Origin of the sequence: Pedobacter sp. GR22-10 (assembly GCF_026239715.1) — a bacterium.
GTDB lineage: Bacteria > Bacteroidota > Bacteroidia > Sphingobacteriales > Sphingobacteriaceae > Pedobacter.
Genome location: NZ_JAPIVR010000003.1, coordinates 849,563 through 866,743 on the forward strand (window position 1 = coordinate 849,563; position 17,181 = coordinate 866,743).

The window sequence follows — 17,181 nt, forward strand, 5'->3', positions numbered from 1 at the left end:
TTTAGCAAAGTTAATATAGTACCCCGCTGGCTTATATTCATCATTGACCTGATGATTTGCCTCATCTCCCTTGGAGTCGCCTATTTTATTCGGTATAATTTTGATATCACCGATTTAGATGTCATCTTTTTTAGCCGCAGTGCTTTAGTGACCATCGGGATTAATATTGTCGTTTTTCTGGCCGTTAAATCATACAGTGGTATTATCCGGTATACCAGTGCTCAGGACACTTTACGTATTTTGTTTGCGGTGGTATTAAGTAGTGCCAGCTTATTTATTCTGAATGTGTCTATTCTGGCCTTTATGAACAAGATGTTGATTTCCAATATTATCGTGGTGGTATATGGTTTAGTCAGTTTTGTAGCATTGATTACCTACCGGGTGCTGATCAAATATTTCTTTACCTATGTGAAAAACCTGAATCTGGATAAGATGCGGGTAGTGATATACGGTGCTGGTGAAGCGGGTGTGGCGACTAAAAGAACCTTTGATCATGATAACCGCATCAATAAAAATATTGTCGCTTTTGTGGATGATGATTTGCGAAAAGTAGGGAAAACTATTGACGGGGTTAGGATCCTGGATGCAAAGGACCTAAAATTATTAATATCAAACCGGGAAATTGATGAACTTATTTTTGCCTCCTTCAGTATTCCTATTGAGGTGAAAAATGAAATTGTTGATGCCTGCCTGGCCTATGATGTGGTGGTGCTGAATATTCCGCCTTCCAATGTATGGATCGATGGCAAGCTGCAGTCGTCTCAGATTCAAAACCTGAATATCGAAGATCTGCTGAACCGGAAAACCATAGAAATTGATGTGGAGGGGATCCGCAGCCAGATCAGAAACAAGCGGATTTTAATTACCGGGGCAGCCGGTTCCATAGGCAGTGAAATTGTTCGTCAGCTGCTCAAATTTGAGCCCAGCCTCATCATCCTGAACGATCAGTCGGAAACCGCTTTGCATGAGCTTTACCTGGAACTGGAAGAATCCAGCCAGAATGCCAATTACCATGCTGCAGTAGGTGATGTACGCGACGTGAAAAGAATGGAGTACCTGTTCGAAACCTATAAGCCACATTTTGTGTACCATGCGGCAGCCTACAAACACGTGCCTTTAATGGAAGATAACCCTTGTGAAGCCATTAAAACCAATGTGATGGGGACCAAAATCCTCGCAGACCTTTCTGTAAAATATGGTGTACGCAAGTTTGTGATGATTTCGACCGATAAGGCCGTAAATCCAACCAATATCATGGGGGCTTCCAAAAGAATTGCCGAAATATATGTACAGTCTTTAAATAATACCTTAATCAATCATAACCATATTTTCAGTAACGGACTAAGTTACATCAACGGGTTGAATGTAAAACCGATTACTAAATTCATCACCACCAGGTTTGGCAATGTGCTCGGTTCAAACGGCTCTGTGATCCCGAGGTTTAAACAGCAGATTGAAAAGGGCGGACCGGTTACGGTTACGCATCCGGAAATTACCCGGTATTTCATGACCATTCCTGAAGCCTGCCGGCTGGTGCTCGAAGCCGGAAACATGGGTGTGGGTGGTGAAATTTATATTTTTGATATGGGTAAATCGGTTAAAATTGTGGAACTGGCCAAGAAAATGATCCGCTTAGCCGGATTAATTCCTAATCAGGATATTAAAATTCAGTACAGCGGTCTGCGTCCGGGGGAAAAACTCTTTGAGGAGCTCTTGAATGATAATGAAAATACCATGCCAACCCATCACCATAAAATTATGATCGGGCGGGTAAGGGAATATATCTTTAATGATGTAGAACAGCACATCTATAAACTCATTGACTGTGCCCGGTTAAACGATAGCCGTCAGGTGGTCGTGCTGATGAAGCAACTGGTACAGGAATATAAAAGCAATAATTCAATTTACGAAGAACTAGATCATGCGAATGAAAAAAACTAATACGCCATTTTTAATCTTATTGGTTACCCTTATCCTTTCCTGTGCCTTACATGAAGGATCTTTTGCACAAACCCCCAATCAGCAAATTCCATATTCCTACCAGTTCTATCAAAAGTTAAATTCTGCTGTTTACGATATCAATTCCAGCTTTCACAGTTCCATCAGAGGCTTTTATGCGGATGACAGCCTGTTAAATGGCCAATACCAGGCGCTAATGAAACTGGGTGTAGACAGTCTGAATAAAAGAAGCTGGTTAAGAAGAAAACTCACTGATGAACATCTGGTCAATTTCAATGGAGATGATTACCATGTTTACATCGATTTCCTACCTGATTTTCAGATCGGAAGAGAATTTAAGGAAAGTAAAACAACCTGGTTAAATACCAGGGGTTTCCAGATTGGCGGCGATATCGGGAAGCAATTCTCGTTTTATGCCAGTGCCTATGAAAACCAGGGTGTTTTTGCCAATTATGTGACTGATTTTATCAATACCAACAAAGTGGTGCCAAGTGAAATGACAGGCAAACTGGACGGGAAAACGAAAGACTGGTCTTATGCAACAGCCTTACTTTCTTTTACCGCCAATAAACATTTAAATATTGCGCTGGGTTACGACAAAAATTTTATTGGTGATGGTTACCGTTCCATGTTGCTTTCTGACGTGGCGGCAAACTATTCCTTCTTAAGGTTGAGGACTTCATTGGGTAATGTGCAATATCAAACCATCTTTGCTTATATGCTTGATCCGGGTGCGGAGCGCTTTACTGAAGACAGAAGATTGGGCGATCGTGGCAAGTGGATGGCAGCGCACTACCTCGACTGGAATATCACCAAACGTTTCTCTGCCGGCTTTTTTCAGGCAGTTACCTGGGCTGATGCAGAGAAGGAAGGGAAAAGAGGCTTTGACTTTAATTATGTACACCCCTTTATCTTCCTGCGTTCTGTGGAGAGTGCCAATACCACTTCACCGGATAAAATGCGTTTAGGCATTAACCTGAAATATGAAATTCTAGACAAAACCACGCTTTATGGTCAGTTCATGTTTGATGAATTTACAGCCAAAGAAATCTTTGCCAATACGGGCTACTGGGCCAACAAACATGCCATTCAGCTGGGCTTCCGTGGATCCGATCTGTTTAAGGTGCCCCGCTTAAACTACCTGGCTGAATTTAATACGGCCAAACCTTATACCTATGCCCACTTTGACCGCGTTTCCAATTATGCCGCCATGAACCAGCCATTGGCCCATCCCTTTGGTGCAAATTTCAGGGAATTTTTAGGCTTGCTGAACTATAGCTACAAGCGTTTCGATTTTCAGGGACAAATGATTTATGCCAATTATGGTGAAGATCCGGAAGGCTTGAACTATGGTAAAAATATCTTTTTAAGTTATGAGACACGGGTGCAGGATTATGGCGTACACACGGGACAAGGCATTAAAACCAACCTGTTTTTTACGGAAGCAAAGGTTTCTTACCTGATTAATCCCAAATATAACCTGCGTGCAGAAGTTGGCGGCATTCTCAGAAGAGAATCTTCATCCCTGACGGCGCAAAATACAGGTTTAATTACCTTTGGGATCAGAAGTACCTTCAGAAACTTATACCGCGATTTTTAATCTGTTGCCTACGCCCTTTTGCTTATTACACCTATCTAAATTAATGGATCATGCTGCTCATTGAAAAGACCTTTAATTATTTCAAGCAAAGATTTCTGCGGAAATTTTTTTACCGGTATGGTTTTGGAAGTCCGGTCAGCAAAAATATCTGGGAAGCGCAGTTTAAAGATGGAAAGTGGGATTATCTTTATGCAGACCAGGAAGCCCTGCATTACAAAAGTATAGCCAAATTCTACAGGCAATACGGGAAGGGAAGTATGCTGGATGTGGGCTGCGGACAAGGCGTTTTATACCATTATTTTCAGCAGGATATTCATCCGCCTGAAGCCTACCTGGGTGTAGATATTTCAGATACTGCCATTATGCAGGCTAAAACCAGCTTTCCGGGTGCCAGATTTGAGCAAATGGACTTCGATAATAGTCGCCTGGATGAACAATTTGATATCATTGTTTTCAATGAATGCCTTTACTATTTCAAAAAACCCTTTGATAAACTGGCTTCTGCTATCGCCAAAAACCTGAAGCCTGGTGGTGCTGTTATGGTTTCCATTTTCTACTATGCCGAGCATGCGGTATTATGGAAAAAATTAAATGAACAATATCAGTTCCTGGCAGTAGATGAGGTGACCAATGATAAAGGCCAAATGTGGAAAATAGGCATTTTTAAACCCTAATTCATCCTTTTTTTGTTAGGGCAAGACGGCAATTTTGGACGCAAGATGATCTGTCTATCTCCGCATATTGCGTTACGCTCTCCCTCAGGCCTTCCCTTTGCTTCGCCATAACGGGCTTTACGTGGTTTTCATGGCAGCGCACTTTTTTCACCGGTTTCAGCACCTTGTATGGACACTGGTCGGCGTAAGCATATCCCTTTATACAATAGGAGAAATTAAAACAGGCGGTGCCTGACCAGCGTTAAGCGAGACTTTACTTATGCTCATGGGCATAAGCAGCGCCATATTTATGGCTATCTCGATCAAAAAAAAATGAGGCTGAGGGCATACCAAAAACCGGCGTTCCTGATTACACACACACGCGGCTATACAAAGCCCTTCTCTTCATACAAGCAGCGGAGGTAATGCATTTTACGGATAGCTGTTGCAATACCCGTTAAAACTTAATATATTCATTCATCTAAATCTTATCTCATGCAAACACTTTCAATCGGCTCAGCAGGCAGCGAGGTTTTTATGCTGCAAAGAGCACTCTCTTTTCTTAATTATTCACTGGTCATTGACGGCAACTTTGGCCCGGGTACCCAGGCAGCAGTCAGGCAATTTCAAACGGATCATCAATTAGTTGCTGATGGCATTGCCGGGCCCGCTACCTGGGCTGTGCTGGATAATCTGGTACCGCAGGGCATGGATATCAGTCATTTTAACGGCCTTATCAACTTCGCCCAGTTATCACCGCATATTCAGTTTGTGTATTGCAAAGCCAGTCAGGGCGCAGGTTTTAAAGACGCTACGCTATCTTCTAACATGGCAAGCATCAGGCAGCAGGGGCTGATATTTGGTGCTTACCATTTCTTAACCTTTCAGGATTCTGCCGCTGTTCAGATGCAGAACTTTTTATCGTGCGGCATTGATTTCAGGGCCCCGGGCACCTTGCCACCGGTATTGGATATTGAATGGCAGGTCAGCTCAAATGATGCGCAGAGCCAGGCCATGAACCAGTACATCCTGAATAATAAAAATGCCTGCGTTCAGCTGATTCAGGATTGTCTTACGCAACTTTCCGCTGCAACAGGTCGCATCCCGATGATCTATACCGCAAAATCGTTCTGGACGGAATATTTTAACGGAGTCACTTTCCCTGATTATCCTTTATGGGTGCCTTCTTACCAATCTAACCCACCGGGGTTATTTGGTTCATGGCAGGCATATACATTCTGGCAATATTCGGGAGCCGGAGCAGTAACAGGCGTGGCTGGTCAGGTAGACCAGGATCTTTTCAATGGCAACAAGGCCGCTTTAAATGCACTGGCATTGATCAGCAGCAGTGAAGCGCAGGTATAAATAGCTTGGGGCTTGCCCTGCAAGTGTTTAACGTATACTGCTATAGTCAACATTCTAAAGTATATAAATATGAAAGCCCCATCAGGTACTGATGGGGCTTTCGTAATAAATGATGGGGTAGATTAACGAATTCCTGCCTGCTATCCCTTTTAGTCGCCACAATCTTTCACTTTCCTATCCGTTTGGGTTTGTGCACGAAGATGGCTTTCAATTGATCGCATATTTTCTCGTTATGATTTGGCGCCGCTGTTTATACCGGTCGAGAATGGAAGTGCCATGATGGACAAAATCCAGCAATCAAATCAGTGGGCGGTTTGGCTTGAAGTGCAGGATGTTACTTTCATTGAAACATACACTTTTTTCTACTACGGGCAGCCTATATGCTTAAAAAATATTAAATGAATTGAGCTTTATACCAAAAAATGAAAACTATCAAAAGGTAAGTCTCATATAATCTAAATTAACGCGCTCAATGAGATTACGTTAGGGATATTGATTTGTATTGCCTTATCCAAAATATTGATTACGTAAGCTAGGTTCCTTTTAATGATACATTAAAGCGGTAGATTATAATAACTTGGCTACGCTCCTTCCCGACATTATAGCTTTAGTGATGGTGGCATTATTTAGAATCAACAAAGAAAGGTGTTTGTCTGATTTAGAACATAATAGTTATTTTTTCATGACGTACTTTAAGTTATCAAATAAACGCTCAATTAGACGTCTATCATTTGTTATAATTTCTGCTGAGCCTTTTGCCTCTGCTTTGAAAGCAAGATTAGTACCATAGTTAGTCTTAAGTTGCTCAGGAAAAGTAACAAGAATCATATAAGTTTCGACTTCGGATTTTTCAGTTTTGGTTGTATTTGATGTTAATGAAACTGATTCAATACGACCAGTTATAGATCCATATTCTAAAAATGGGTAATTATCTAATTTAACGATTACTTCTTGGCCCAGTTTAATTTTGCCACTTCCTTGCGCTGGCAACATTACTTGTCCAAATGCTTTCTGTTCTTTTGGAACAATAGTAAAAATCTGTTCTCCACTCTGAACAAACTGATTCTCATGGTAAAATTTAAGAAATTGAACTTTTCCATCGAAAGGTGCTTTGAAAATATACTTTATTTCCCAATTCTTTATATTATCTAACAGATCATTGTAACCAGAGATTAATGAAATCTGAAGTTCCTTTTCTTTTTCAGGTTTTTGTATGCCTATTTCCTGAATTTTGCTTTCGGTTTGCTGGGCTGCTTGTATTGCATTGGTCAAATTGTTTAGGGCATTTTGCAATGCGTCCTTACTTGTCAGGTAGCTCATTTGTGTTTTATCAAGCTCTGACTCGCTAATAACCTTTTTCACAAAAAGTGTAGAATCCCGGCTAAAAAACTTATGCGCATATAATAAGCTGTTTTTTGCCATTTCAACTCTATTATAAGCAGTTGATATAGCCTTTTTCTGTTCTCGGAGAAGTCCTTTATAGTTATCAGATTGTTTATTCAAGAGTCTATCTTGTTTATAGTTTATAAATTCCTGAAGACTATTTTCAAAAGCATAGTATTTGGAGTTTAGTTCCCCTAAAGAAAACTTATGTGGCAATTTTCTCTGTATTGTTATAATGCTATCAGTATTTGGATTGAAAAGTTTAAGTATGCTATCCAGATAAATTACATTTTCTGGATTGGCAGAGTTTTCAATATAGGCCAATAGTTGCCCTTCCTTTATCTTATCTAAAGATTTAATGCCATTCAATCTCAATTTACCATTACTATTTGCTATTAACTTCAAAGGTGAATTGTTTGTACTTATGGAAATTTGTCCGTTTATGATATCAGGATAACGGACTATCCATCCGAATAGAAACATTAATGAAAAAAGAAAGAATACAATTGCTGAAACCCAAATTCCAAAACTAGTTGGCATTCTTTCGATAATATGCTGTATCTCTTCAGTTCTTTCATCTCCGAAGCGTTTCTTATCTTCAATCATAACTTAATTTTGTCCATTTTTATCTAACTCAACTAAAACCGTGCTGGTTAAATCCATTTGAGACTGAACCAATCTATTATAATGCCCTTTTCTTTCCATTAAGGAGGCATGATTTCCAATTTCAATTACACGGCCGTCCTGCATAACAATTATTTGGTCCGCCTTACGAATTGTACTTAGACGATGTGCAACAACGATTACGGTCTTATCTCTAAATACATCATCTAAAGCCGCTACAATTTTCTGCTCATTTATGGTGTCCAAACTATTGGTTGCCTCATCGAAAAACAAATAATCGGGATTTTTATACAGTGCCCTGGCAATAAGTACTCTTTGCTTTTGCCCTCCGCTTAATCCTCTTCCTTGCTCCCCCATCATTGTCTGGTAGCCAAGAGGAAGCTGTTCAATTTCTTGAGCAATATTGGCTGTTTCCAGAGCTCTTTTCAATTTGCTATAATCAATTTTTTCATCATCCAGAACGATATTGTTTAAAATGGTATCATTGAATATTTTGCCATCCTGCATTACTGCTCCACATTTATCTCTCCACTGCCTTAAGCTGATATTATTGATATTCATATTTCCTATCATGATCTCCCCATAACTTGGCTTGTACAAACGAAGCAATAATTTCAAAAAAGTTGATTTGCCACTACCGCTATCGCCTACTATAGCAGTCACTCTGCCTTCCGGAATAACTAATCTTAAGCCTTGCAATACCATTTTACTATTTGGAGAATACTGAAACATCACATTGTTAATAATTAGACTTTTGTTTTCTGGCAGATCAACATTATTGCTGCCGATACTTTCATGTTCATCATCCAATTGATGTATCTCGTTAAGTCTTAAGAAACTGATCTTGGCAAATTGAAATGATATAATAAATTGAATGAACTGTACAACCGGGGCATTGAGCATTCCAATTATAAATTGGGTAGAAATCATCACTCCGAAGGTTATTTCTCCGGAGATTACAGCTTTAGCACAATAAAATGTAATAAATAAATTTTTGAGACTGTCTATGAACTGTGCGCCTAAATTCTGGGTATTCGTAATTCCTAATACCCTTAAGTTAACTTTATATAAACGAGCTTGAATATCTTCCCACTTCCACCTTTTTTGTTTTTCATAATTATTTATTTTTATATCCTGAATGCTTGCTATCGTCTCAACCCAGTAACTTTGGTTTTTACTTACCAGATCAAAATATTCCCAGTCAAGTTTTTTCCTGACGTTTAAAAATGCTAGTACCCATGCTATATAAATGATGCTTCCTGACAGAAAGATATAGAAAATAACAGGATTATATATAAACATAATTATCCCAAAAACTATAAAAGTGAGTGCCGAAAAAACCATATTAAGTGAATTGTTCATCACAAAACTTCTGATACGCTCATGATCCTGGGCTCTCTGCAGAATATCACCTGTCATCTTGTTTTCAAAAAAGGTGATGGGCAAACGCATTAGCTTAATAAGGTAGTCTGAGATTAAAGCAATGTTAACTCTTGAGGTAACATGTAACAAAATCCAGTCACGAACAAGATTACTTAAGAGAACACTGACGATTATGGCAACGTTAGCAATTAAGACTATATTTATAAAATCGATATCGTGTGTTTGTATTCCTACATCAATAACAGCCTTACTTATAAATGGTAGTAATCCCTGTAAAACAGTGACGAGCAGCATCACAATGAATAGGTTAATGAAACTTTTTCTATAGGGAGTAAAGTATCCAATAAAATTTTCAAAGGTTTTTCGCCTTTCGAGCTTTTCATCACCCTGCCTCTGATAAAAGTCTGCCTGTGGCTCCAAGGCCATTAGCTTTCCATTGTTACTATCTGATCTGATCCATCTGTCTGCGAAATCCTTTGCGCCATATTTAACATGTCCTTTCGCCGGATCAGAAACGTATATTGTTCCATCAGTATTCTTCAGTGATGATGGAATTACCGCCGAATCATGATTTTTTTTCCTTTTTTTACTCGCCTTAACTTTATGTACAACTATAAAATGGCTTTTATTCCAATGAACTAGGGCTGGGAGCGGAACCTTAAATAAGAGATCATCAATTGAACATTTTATGGAAAGGCTACGAAGACCTATCTCTTCCGCAGCATTGCTAAGATCTAAAAAAGAGACGCCCTCCTTTGTAGCGCCACATTTATCTCTTAGATATTGTAATGAATAGAATTTACCATAATACTTAGCAATCATTTTTAAGCAAGCAGGACCACAGTCCATTTTATCTAACTGCCTATCACTTGGGAAAGAGCGTAATTTTATCAATTTAATGTTGTTAAGGAGATACCTAATAATTTTATAGACTATTTCATTTCAGAAAGTCTTTTTAGAATTTTAAGGTTAGCAAAACAGAGCCTACGATAATTATTCCTTATGGGATGTCGTAAGCTCTATTAAGTAAGAATTGGCTATTTTAATTTATCGTCAATTTCGTATCGATAAATTTTAGGTTCGGCGTTACCCATTGATTTAAGTATAAATCTTTCCTGAGTAGGCTTTATTGATCTTTCAACCCGATAAATCACAACAAATGATTTATAAATATTGCTTCCTTCTTTTGTAGATTTAGTTTCGCAACTAACTACAGCCGAACGATTAATCAGACCGGTTTTCTTCTCATAATCTCTATAAAATTTGAAAAGCTTTCCAGTATCTGTTTTTTTTGAGAATTCTTCTGAAAAATAGCCGGCAGAATTCTTATAATTCCTTTCCTTCATAGCCTTGTAGAAATCACTTGTAATTTTCTCTCCTAATAGTTGGTCTGATTTGTCATTTAATTTGCTGGTTGTAAAAGTACAGCTACACACTAAAAGACACCAAATGGTGTAACAAAAGAAGCACTTAAAATTTTTCATATATTTTTTAAAACGCAAAATTGATTATTTCACCAGTCTGCTGCTTTGTAACTTTATAAACTGATATCCCCTTTTTTTTCTCTATTAAATCACCTACTCTAACCTTTTCTTTGAATTCCTTTCTTAGTGGGGTCAAATTATAAGTTATACCTTTAACTGTTACATCTGGAATGTTTTTTTCATCATAGCTAAGCTTTTCAATTATTCCACTAAAATTTATGCTTTCCAGTTCTTTACGACCATTAAAATACATAACAGCAGTGATTCCAAAAAATAACCCAAAAAAAACAATGGCAAACCATATATTTATTTTCATTAATCTAATATTAGTGGAACGCCATTAATATAAAGTAGATGTGTGTCGGTTGTACCAACAGATCCGCCATCTCCGGGACCAGCACCTACACTCATACCTACCCATGTCGGCATTCCGGTCTCCCCATTATTTGATGTCCAGCCACCTACTCCTACTGCTTCAAAATCAAGACTTCCTTCAACTCCTCTTCCCAGAATCCCGTCTAACGAAGCGTTCTGGACGTCACCAAGTATCCATCCAACAGAAGCATTTACAGAAGCATCAGCATGAAGTCCAGCTTTTACTCCCTCAGTGAATGTCGCTGAGAGGCTTGGATTTCCTCGTGTGATGATGTTAAGGGAAAGCGTTCCGCTTCGGCCCACACCGAGAACAGCTGTTGATGAAACATTTATGCTAACTACATCCGGGAAATAAGTCCTCATGGTTGGGCTATTCCAAAAATCCCTCAAAACGTCCATAAAAGCATTTTTGAAGGTAGTAACAAACGAGCTATCGGTTCCTGTATTTGTACCCTCTCCATAACCACCACCACTACCATCGCCACCGCCAGTGCTGCCACCGCCGCCACCGCCATATGGGTTGGGCTGGCCATTATAAGGGCTCCATTGTCCTCCTGGCGTATTATTGCCATCTGGTCTAATTGTAGCGCCAGTCCCCAAATCACCGCCATAATAAGTTCCCTGACCATCCTGGTTCATATTAACCCATCCACCGCTACCCCATGTCCAGCCAGAATAATCATCGGAACCTCCTTTTGTTGATTGTTTCTCGGATTCCTCCATTTCTGGGAACGCGAGCATTAATGCTGTTAGATTTTTCATATGATTTTTTTTTTAAAGCTACAGAAATGTTACTTTTAAAGAAGATATCGAAGCGTAAATGGCAGGAAAAATTGAAGAAAAATTACTAACATTTGTTAGGGAAAAATTTCCCGATGTTTATGTGGCATTTCTAACAGGTAGTAGGGTTGATGGAAATGCAAATGATGAATCAGATTATGATATTTATCTGCTGACTTATACCAGAGATTACGTTTTTAGTGAGCTTTTTCTTTGGGAGAGTAAAAAAATACAGCTTGTTCATATTCCTGTCGCTAAAGTTGATGAGATATTATGGTATGATTGGTTTGCAAGAACAGGCATCCATCTCGGATCATTTGCCAAAGGCCTGATACTTTTGGATAACGGATACTATCTAAAGCAGCTTATCAGCGAATGCAAAAAACTTTATAATGATGGACCTCGCCTTTGTACATACAATGAGCTTTACTTATATAAGGTAAACATGCTTAATTTGATTTCCGATTTGTCTGCGAATAATAGAGATGAAGAGAAAATGATACTTGGGCAGGAACTTTATAGAACATTCATACAGTACTATCTTCACTCAAATTTTCGTTGGGTTAACAACCATAAACATCTCGCAAGAGAAATGAATCTGTTTTCGCCGGCTCTATCAAATAGACTACTTAATGAAATGAGAAGTTTTAGCCACTCATTAAATCCTGATGCTTTGCTGAATCTCATCCGGAAAGAGTTAGTCCCAATGGGCACTTTAGATAAAGGATACAGCAGATATTCCGGATTGATAGAGTTAAAATTCAACTATTTGGTTATTAACTTCCTTGGAACGCATGATTTTTTCAAAGTTCATTATTTGATTCAAGATGCTATTAAAACGATTAAAGAAGATATCATATACTATTTTGCTTTCAGATCAAGACCAATAGGAGACGACTCCTCATCTGCGGAAACCCTCTATCTGGTTTTACAGGTAGAAAGCGAAAATTTTCCCAACTCTATAATTACGAAAATCAAAGAAATTTTCTCTACCCAAATTAGCCCGGTCAAAATCCACTATCCTGTTAATATAGATTTCTCATTGATTTTTGGGGGAGGAGGCATGGTAGTTCCATTCTTCAGATTCTTTAATACCATTAGCAACACCTTCAGTAAGGATTTAAAGAACGAAAGTGAATCAATATTTTTTGCACTTGTTATTATAAAGAAAATTAAAGATGTTTTCTTCGAAGCTGAAAGCAAATGGATCGATTTCATAGGCTTCGTCGAAAGAACCTGGATTTCTAGTGCATATGACAATAAAAAAAATCATTTATTTGATCAAATTGTTGAGGCTAGAAAAAACTTATACGATCTTTTTTTTCAGCAGTTCTCGAGGCAAAATGAAATCCTTTCTGAAGTATTCCATGTACATTCTTCTGAAAACGAATATTTTTTTATTGAAGAGCAACTTAAAAACCTAGAAAAATCACTCAGATTAAATCAACAAGTCAAGCCGCACCAGAGGTGGGTGCCCGGTGCAAAACAGGTAGAACCGCATTGGGTTGTTGTTAAAAACCTATTGGATTATTCTCTTAGAATCTTACTTATTAATGAAAGTCAAAAATCATATTTAATTTATGCCATTGCCCATCTTTCAAAAATTGATAAATAGCTTGATGGCGCTTATATGTTGCCAAAGCTAGTTTTTATCAGCATTTTAAGTCGAAGGAGGATCTTTGCGTCGAGTTTTTGAATGCCAGGCATGAGTACTGGTTCAATGAACTGTACGAATTTATAAAAAATGAAAAAGAGGTAAAACCAAAGGTAATCTCATCATTTGATTTTTTGATTCACATGAATCACAAGGAAAATTTTCGAGGGTGTAGCTTCCTGAATATTTTAGTTGAAAGACCAGGTGATCATGTTAAAATTTTGAATCCGATCCTGAAACATAAGGTAGACCTCCGGGCATTTTTTCAGTCACTTATAGCTGATGAAATGATGTCGGATCACATTTATCTGCTCTTCGAAAGCTGCATGATGGAAAGTAAACTGTTCAAATCGAATCAACTCATAGAAAAATCAAAATCAATTATAAATAACTTAATACATTAAAATAATGGAACAGAAACATCCGCTGCCACCATATACATTGGAGACCGCATTACAGAAAATCCAGTTTGCCGAAGATGCCTGGAATTCACAGGATCCTGAGAAAATCGCTAAAGCTTACACGATCGATAGTGAATGGAGAAACAGAGACCAATTTGTAAACGGAAGAGAAGAAATTGTAAAATTTCTTTCTGAAAAATGGAAAAAAGAGTTGAACTATAAGCTTAGAAAAGAATACTGGGCGCATACAGACAACCGTATTGCAGTAAGGTTCGAATATGAATTCCAGGATTCAGAAGGTAACTGGTTCAGGGCATATGGGAACGAAAACTGGGAATTTGATGAAAACGGTTTAATGGCTAAAAGATATGCGAGCATCAATAACTTAGCCATTAATGAAGCAGAACGAAGGTTAACATAGCCGGGGAATCAGAAAACCAGTGCTGATTATATCCAAATAAGCTATCTAAACATCTAGCTTACAACTCTTGTCCTTCATATGGCAAAACATAAATAAATTTAAAACGCCAGTACGATGGCGTTAGGTTATTCATTGGTTGTCGTATCATTACGCTAATTTTTGATCTTAAGGATATGCCTCATTTAAGCCGGAAATAAATATCAGGGATGTGATCAGCAGTAGGGATTGATCCGGAATGATTTACCACAACGGGTGTCGGTCAAACCAATTGTGGCAGGCAATAACAGGATTGGCCATCTTAATTTAGGTGATCAGCGCATCTTCGCTATAGGCACCATTGGCAGTCGTGCCTTTGCTTTGTTCCTGACGTACGACTAACGGCCTTCTTTTGGACAGCAGTTGCTGCTGCCCTCCGGCATTTGATTTAATTTTTTTCATCATCATCTTTTTTACACGCAACATTGCGATCATCAAACTTATCAACTCTGCCGGTTAAAAAAAACTGTCAGTTGTGTCGCTGATATAAAAGAGCCGGATTAGCTGATTAAATCGTCCAAATTGTCATCCAAACGGTCCGAAAACGTCAAATATCCGCCCGAATACTTTTTAGTCCCTCCTGATAAAAATAATTATAGCGAATAGGAATAATATTGTATTTTTTTATTGAATATGTTTTTTGATATATTTTCTATTTAAAAATAAATATTTCTATTTTATGTACTCAATTTCAAACCAAAAAACACATTACCCATCCTTTTACACCAGGTTTGTTTTGGCTATTCTGGTGGCTGTTTATATCGTGGCAGAAGGCCAGATCAGTCCGGTGAATGAATTGATTGTTGCCTCCGGCATATCTATCACTTTGCTGTTCAGTGTGGCCATCGTCATGGTCTTAATCAACTACATCCACCTGGTTTCCATACTGCTTGATCGATGGTGTCCGTGGCCCTCAGGCTGGAACAGGCGACTGGCTTATCAGTTGCTATTTTGCACTTTAGTTCCTGTATATCTCGACCTGGTTCTGATTAAGTCTTTTTTGTGGCTTTTCAAGCTGGATTTTCAAGGAAACAGCTGCCTCCTTTCAGAATTTCCATTGGCTAAACTATTGATTTACCTTATGAATGGCTGGTATATGAAAATAAAGACTGGCCACGATTATGGTCCGACACCACTGGAACCTGAGCGGGCACAGGTATTTGAAGGCGTACTGGGTAAAAAGAAGCGTGTTTTCCATGTAAAGGAGCTGAATTACTTTGTACGACAATCGGGTACCGGGAAAGCTTCACTAACAGACGGCAGCATCTGGTTTATAGACATCACCACCAGAGATATGGAAAGTCAGCTGGATCCGGATCATTTTATTAAAATAAACCGGAATGTGATCCTTGCTTTTCACCTGATTGACAGTTATACCACCAATAGTAAAAAGGGCGAGGTGATTTTAAAGCCCGATGTTGCATTTGACGGCGACAAAAGGATTACCCGGCAACAGTTTCAGGACTTCAAAACGGCTTTTATAAAATTTGTGGAAAGGCAGTAATACCTACCCGGGTGTGGAAAAATACCTTTGTGTTGAAACATAAAAGTATTTTTTGAACCAGGTTTTTTATAATTTTAAGTGTCGGTCAAACATCATTTCAATATTATTTAAGGCGAATTTCGAGTGTGTGTGCAAGCCCTGCAGGGCGCGCCATCTCCTGATTCTTAATGCCTTCAACCCTCAATAGCTGTATATGAAAAAGATCGATACCCTGATTAAAATCCTTTATAACATCTATCTGCTGTTAAAAGAAAACCCCGGCCTGCTTAGCCCGCCACGTTCCTGTAATACGGATGTACAATTGACCCGCCAGGAGGTAAAAGATTACCTGAAAATCAGTGAAACCACCTATAAGCGCAAAGTAAAAGACGGCACTTTAAAACCCATAAAAATGCCTGGCGGTGATCGTTTTTACAAAAGTGAATTACTGGCCGCTTTTGAAGAAAGCCATCGCCGGGGCCGCACCTGATGTATGGCCTGTTATTGCAGCTGGGTTTACCTTTTGTTAACCCTTTATCTACCCTTTGTTAACCCCTGCTGTACCCCATGTTAACCCTTTGCTTACCCTTTGTTAACCCCCTGCTTACCCTTTGCTTACCCGCAGGGTAAAGCGGGGGTAAAGGAACAGTAGTGAAAACGGCAAGAGTATACGTCACTGCCTGGATCATGGTTTCACCGTTACTGCCGGGTTTATCTGCCGGCAACCTGTGCGGTATATGCCCCCTAACACCATCCTTAATGGTTCAAAACAGACCAAATGGGGCCAATATAGCTCATTTCAGTCCGGAATTCGGGTGCCTCCGCCCGGCGCGCTAAGTTTGCGTCATGGATTTAAATATACCGGTATCAAATGTCCATGTTATCAACATTTATTCACATTTAAAAATTAAAATTATGGGATCGTATTCAAAAGGTGCCAATGGCACATTCTCAGGAAAGGTAGGCAGCGTAATCGGCAGCAGCTGGCGCAGCATTGATTATTTAAAAAGTTTGCCTAAGAAATCAGGTAAAGAAGCCACTACAGAACAGGTGGCGCAAAGAACAAAATTTGCAATGGCACCGGTTTACCTCAGGCCGATTAAGGACATCCTGAACATTGGTTTTAGCGATAAGAACCTGAACAAAACCACAGGCTACAATGCCGCGGTAAAGATTTTCTTAACCCAGGCCATACAGGGCGATTATCCCGACTACCGTGTTGACTTTTCAAAAATCGTAATGAGTAAAGGATCACTGTCGGTTTTCCATGCATTGGCCGCTACATTAACCGGGAATGACCTGGTGCTTACCTGGAACAGCATTTTAAACCGGTATAATGCATTTACGGATGACAGCCTGATGGTGGTGGTATTGAATGCCACGAAGATGATGTACCTCATTTATGAAAACATCACCCGTGCGGATTTAACCTATACCATCAATATGGCTGCAGATTTTACGGGTGACGTATTGCATACCTGGGCTTTTGCCATTAAGCGTGAAGGTGATATTGTAGGGAACAGCCAGTACTTAGGTTCGGTTACCCTGCCTTAATCCATTATTCATTTAACCCGAATGGC

General features: G+C 39.1%; 16 protein-coding genes. 9 read left to right on the forward strand and 7 right to left on the reverse strand.

The window, feature by feature from the left end; translation table 11 throughout:
- Positions 1 to 51 precede the first annotated feature (51 nt).
- The 4 genes from OQX64_RS16420 (at position 52) to OQX64_RS16435 (ending at position 5,577) form a co-directional block, all read left to right on the forward strand.
- Positions 52 to 1,941 (forward strand): polysaccharide biosynthesis protein, encoded by a 1,890-nt coding sequence (locus tag OQX64_RS16420; RefSeq protein WP_265819577.1) that lies wholly within the window; start codon positions 52 to 54, stop codon positions 1,939 to 1,941.
- Complete coding sequence (locus OQX64_RS16425) at positions 1,928 to 3,559, forward strand: gliding motility protein RemB (RefSeq protein ID WP_088301028.1); 1,632 nt, start codon at positions 1,928 to 1,930, stop codon at positions 3,557 to 3,559. The genes OQX64_RS16420 and OQX64_RS16425 overlap by 14 nt, the downstream gene beginning before the upstream one ends.
- A gap of 50 nt (positions 3,560 to 3,609) precedes the next feature.
- Complete coding sequence (locus OQX64_RS16430) at positions 3,610 to 4,233, forward strand: class I SAM-dependent methyltransferase (protein ID WP_265819578.1); 624 nt, start codon at positions 3,610 to 3,612, stop codon at positions 4,231 to 4,233.
- Between the two features lie 474 nt (positions 4,234 to 4,707).
- Positions 4,708 to 5,577: a GH25 family lysozyme gene (locus OQX64_RS16435; protein WP_265819579.1), complete on the forward strand. Its 870-nt coding sequence runs from the start codon at positions 4,708 to 4,710 to the stop codon at positions 5,575 to 5,577.
- A gap of 672 nt (positions 5,578 to 6,249) precedes the next feature.
- Here the strand turns inward: OQX64_RS16435 and OQX64_RS16440 are convergent.
- From OQX64_RS16440 to OQX64_RS16460, 5 genes are all read right to left on the reverse strand, one after another.
- Entirely contained in the window at positions 6,250 to 7,566 is a 1,317-nt protein-coding gene (locus OQX64_RS16440) for an HlyD family secretion protein (RefSeq protein ID WP_265819580.1), read from the reverse strand.
- 3 nt (positions 7,567 to 7,569) lie between these two features.
- Positions 7,570 to 9,861 carry a peptidase domain-containing ABC transporter gene (locus OQX64_RS16445; RefSeq protein ID WP_265819581.1) on the reverse strand — a complete coding sequence of 764 codons (2,292 nt, stop codon included), beginning with the start codon at positions 9,859 to 9,861 and terminating at the stop codon, positions 7,570 to 7,572.
- A gap of 143 nt (positions 9,862 to 10,004) precedes the next feature.
- Positions 10,005 to 10,451: a hypothetical protein gene (locus OQX64_RS16450; protein WP_265819582.1), complete on the reverse strand. Its 447-nt coding sequence runs from the start codon at positions 10,449 to 10,451 to the stop codon at positions 10,005 to 10,007.
- Positions 10,452 to 10,458: 7 nt separating this feature from the next.
- Positions 10,459 to 10,767 (reverse strand): hypothetical protein, encoded by a 309-nt coding sequence (locus OQX64_RS16455; protein WP_265819583.1) that lies wholly within the window; start codon positions 10,765 to 10,767, stop codon positions 10,459 to 10,461.
- Positions 10,767 to 11,588, reverse strand: a complete 822-nt coding sequence (locus tag OQX64_RS16460) for a hypothetical protein (protein WP_265819584.1) — start codon at positions 11,586 to 11,588, stop codon at positions 10,767 to 10,769. Before OQX64_RS16460 ends, OQX64_RS16455 begins: the two co-directional genes overlap by 1 nt.
- Positions 11,589 to 11,646: 58 nt before the next feature.
- On the opposite strand from OQX64_RS16460, the gene OQX64_RS16465 reads away from it, so the two are divergent.
- On the forward strand, positions 11,647 to 13,221 hold the full coding sequence (locus OQX64_RS16465) for a nucleotidyltransferase domain-containing protein (protein WP_265819585.1): 1,575 nt from the start codon (positions 11,647 to 11,649) through the stop codon (positions 13,219 to 13,221).
- Positions 13,222 to 13,668: 447 nt separating this feature from the next.
- Positions 13,669 to 14,082 carry a nuclear transport factor 2 family protein gene (locus tag OQX64_RS16470; RefSeq protein WP_265819586.1) on the forward strand — a complete coding sequence of 138 codons (414 nt, stop codon included), beginning with the start codon at positions 13,669 to 13,671 and terminating at the stop codon, positions 14,080 to 14,082.
- Between the two features lie 303 nt (positions 14,083 to 14,385).
- Here OQX64_RS16470 and OQX64_RS16475 read toward each other — a convergent pair whose 3' ends face one another.
- Complete coding sequence (locus OQX64_RS16475; protein WP_265819587.1) at positions 14,386 to 14,526, reverse strand: hypothetical protein; 141 nt, start codon at positions 14,524 to 14,526, stop codon at positions 14,386 to 14,388.
- A 271-nt stretch (positions 14,527 to 14,797) separates the two neighbouring features.
- Here OQX64_RS16475 and OQX64_RS16480 point away from each other — a divergent pair, with 271 nt between their 5' ends.
- Complete coding sequence (locus OQX64_RS16480; RefSeq protein ID WP_265819588.1) at positions 14,798 to 15,622, forward strand: LytTR family transcriptional regulator DNA-binding domain-containing protein; 825 nt, start codon at positions 14,798 to 14,800, stop codon at positions 15,620 to 15,622.
- A gap of 193 nt (positions 15,623 to 15,815) precedes the next feature.
- Entirely contained in the window at positions 15,816 to 16,091 is a 276-nt protein-coding gene (locus OQX64_RS16485) for a helix-turn-helix domain-containing protein (RefSeq protein ID WP_265819589.1), read from the forward strand.
- A 58-nt stretch (positions 16,092 to 16,149) separates the two neighbouring features.
- On the opposite strand, the gene OQX64_RS16490 is transcribed toward OQX64_RS16485, so the two are convergent.
- Complete coding sequence (locus OQX64_RS16490; protein ID WP_265819590.1) at positions 16,150 to 16,326, reverse strand: hypothetical protein; 177 nt, start codon at positions 16,324 to 16,326, stop codon at positions 16,150 to 16,152.
- Between the two features lie 190 nt (positions 16,327 to 16,516).
- Here OQX64_RS16490 and OQX64_RS16495 point away from each other — a divergent pair, with 190 nt between their 5' ends.
- Positions 16,517 to 17,155, forward strand: a complete 639-nt coding sequence (locus OQX64_RS16495) for a DUF6266 family protein (RefSeq protein WP_265819591.1) — start codon at positions 16,517 to 16,519, stop codon at positions 17,153 to 17,155.
- The last annotated feature ends 26 nt before the right edge of the window (positions 17,156 to 17,181 follow it).

Bases quoted from the DNA above. Each gene is read 5' to 3' on its own strand.
- OQX64_RS16450 (WP_265819582.1), bottom strand. From the start codon at position 10,451: ATGAAAAATTTTAAGTGCTTCTTTTGTTACACCATTTGGTGTCTTTTA.
- OQX64_RS16460 (WP_265819584.1), bottom strand. From the start codon at position 11,588: ATGAAAAATCTAACAGCATTAATGCTCGCGTTCCCAGAAATGGAGGAA.
- OQX64_RS16435 (WP_265819579.1), top strand. From the start codon at position 4,708: ATGCAAACACTTTCAATCGGCTCAGCAGGCAGCGAGGTTTTTATGCTG.
- OQX64_RS16465 (WP_265819585.1), top strand. From the start codon at position 11,647: ATGGCAGGAAAAATTGAAGAAAAATTACTAACATTTGTTAGGGAAAAA.
- OQX64_RS16455 (WP_265819583.1), bottom strand. From the start codon at position 10,767: ATGAAAATAAATATATGGTTTGCCATTGTTTTTTTTGGGTTATTTTTT.
- OQX64_RS16440 (WP_265819580.1), bottom strand. From the start codon at position 7,566: ATGATTGAAGATAAGAAACGCTTCGGAGATGAAAGAACTGAAGAGATA.
- OQX64_RS16495 (WP_265819591.1), top strand. From the start codon at position 16,517: ATGGGATCGTATTCAAAAGGTGCCAATGGCACATTCTCAGGAAAGGTA.
- OQX64_RS16470 (WP_265819586.1), top strand. From the start codon at position 13,669: ATGGAACAGAAACATCCGCTGCCACCATATACATTGGAGACCGCATTA.
- OQX64_RS16475 (WP_265819587.1), bottom strand. From the start codon at position 14,526: ATGATGATGAAAAAAATTAAATCAAATGCCGGAGGGCAGCAGCAACTG.
- OQX64_RS16420 (WP_265819577.1), top strand. From the start codon at position 52: ATGATTTGCCTCATCTCCCTTGGAGTCGCCTATTTTATTCGGTATAAT.
- OQX64_RS16485 (WP_265819589.1), top strand. From the start codon at position 15,816: ATGAAAAAGATCGATACCCTGATTAAAATCCTTTATAACATCTATCTG.
- OQX64_RS16430 (WP_265819578.1), top strand. From the start codon at position 3,610: ATGCTGCTCATTGAAAAGACCTTTAATTATTTCAAGCAAAGATTTCTG.
- OQX64_RS16480 (WP_265819588.1), top strand. From the start codon at position 14,798: ATGTACTCAATTTCAAACCAAAAAACACATTACCCATCCTTTTACACC.
- OQX64_RS16425 (WP_088301028.1), top strand. From the start codon at position 1,928: ATGAAAAAAACTAATACGCCATTTTTAATCTTATTGGTTACCCTTATC.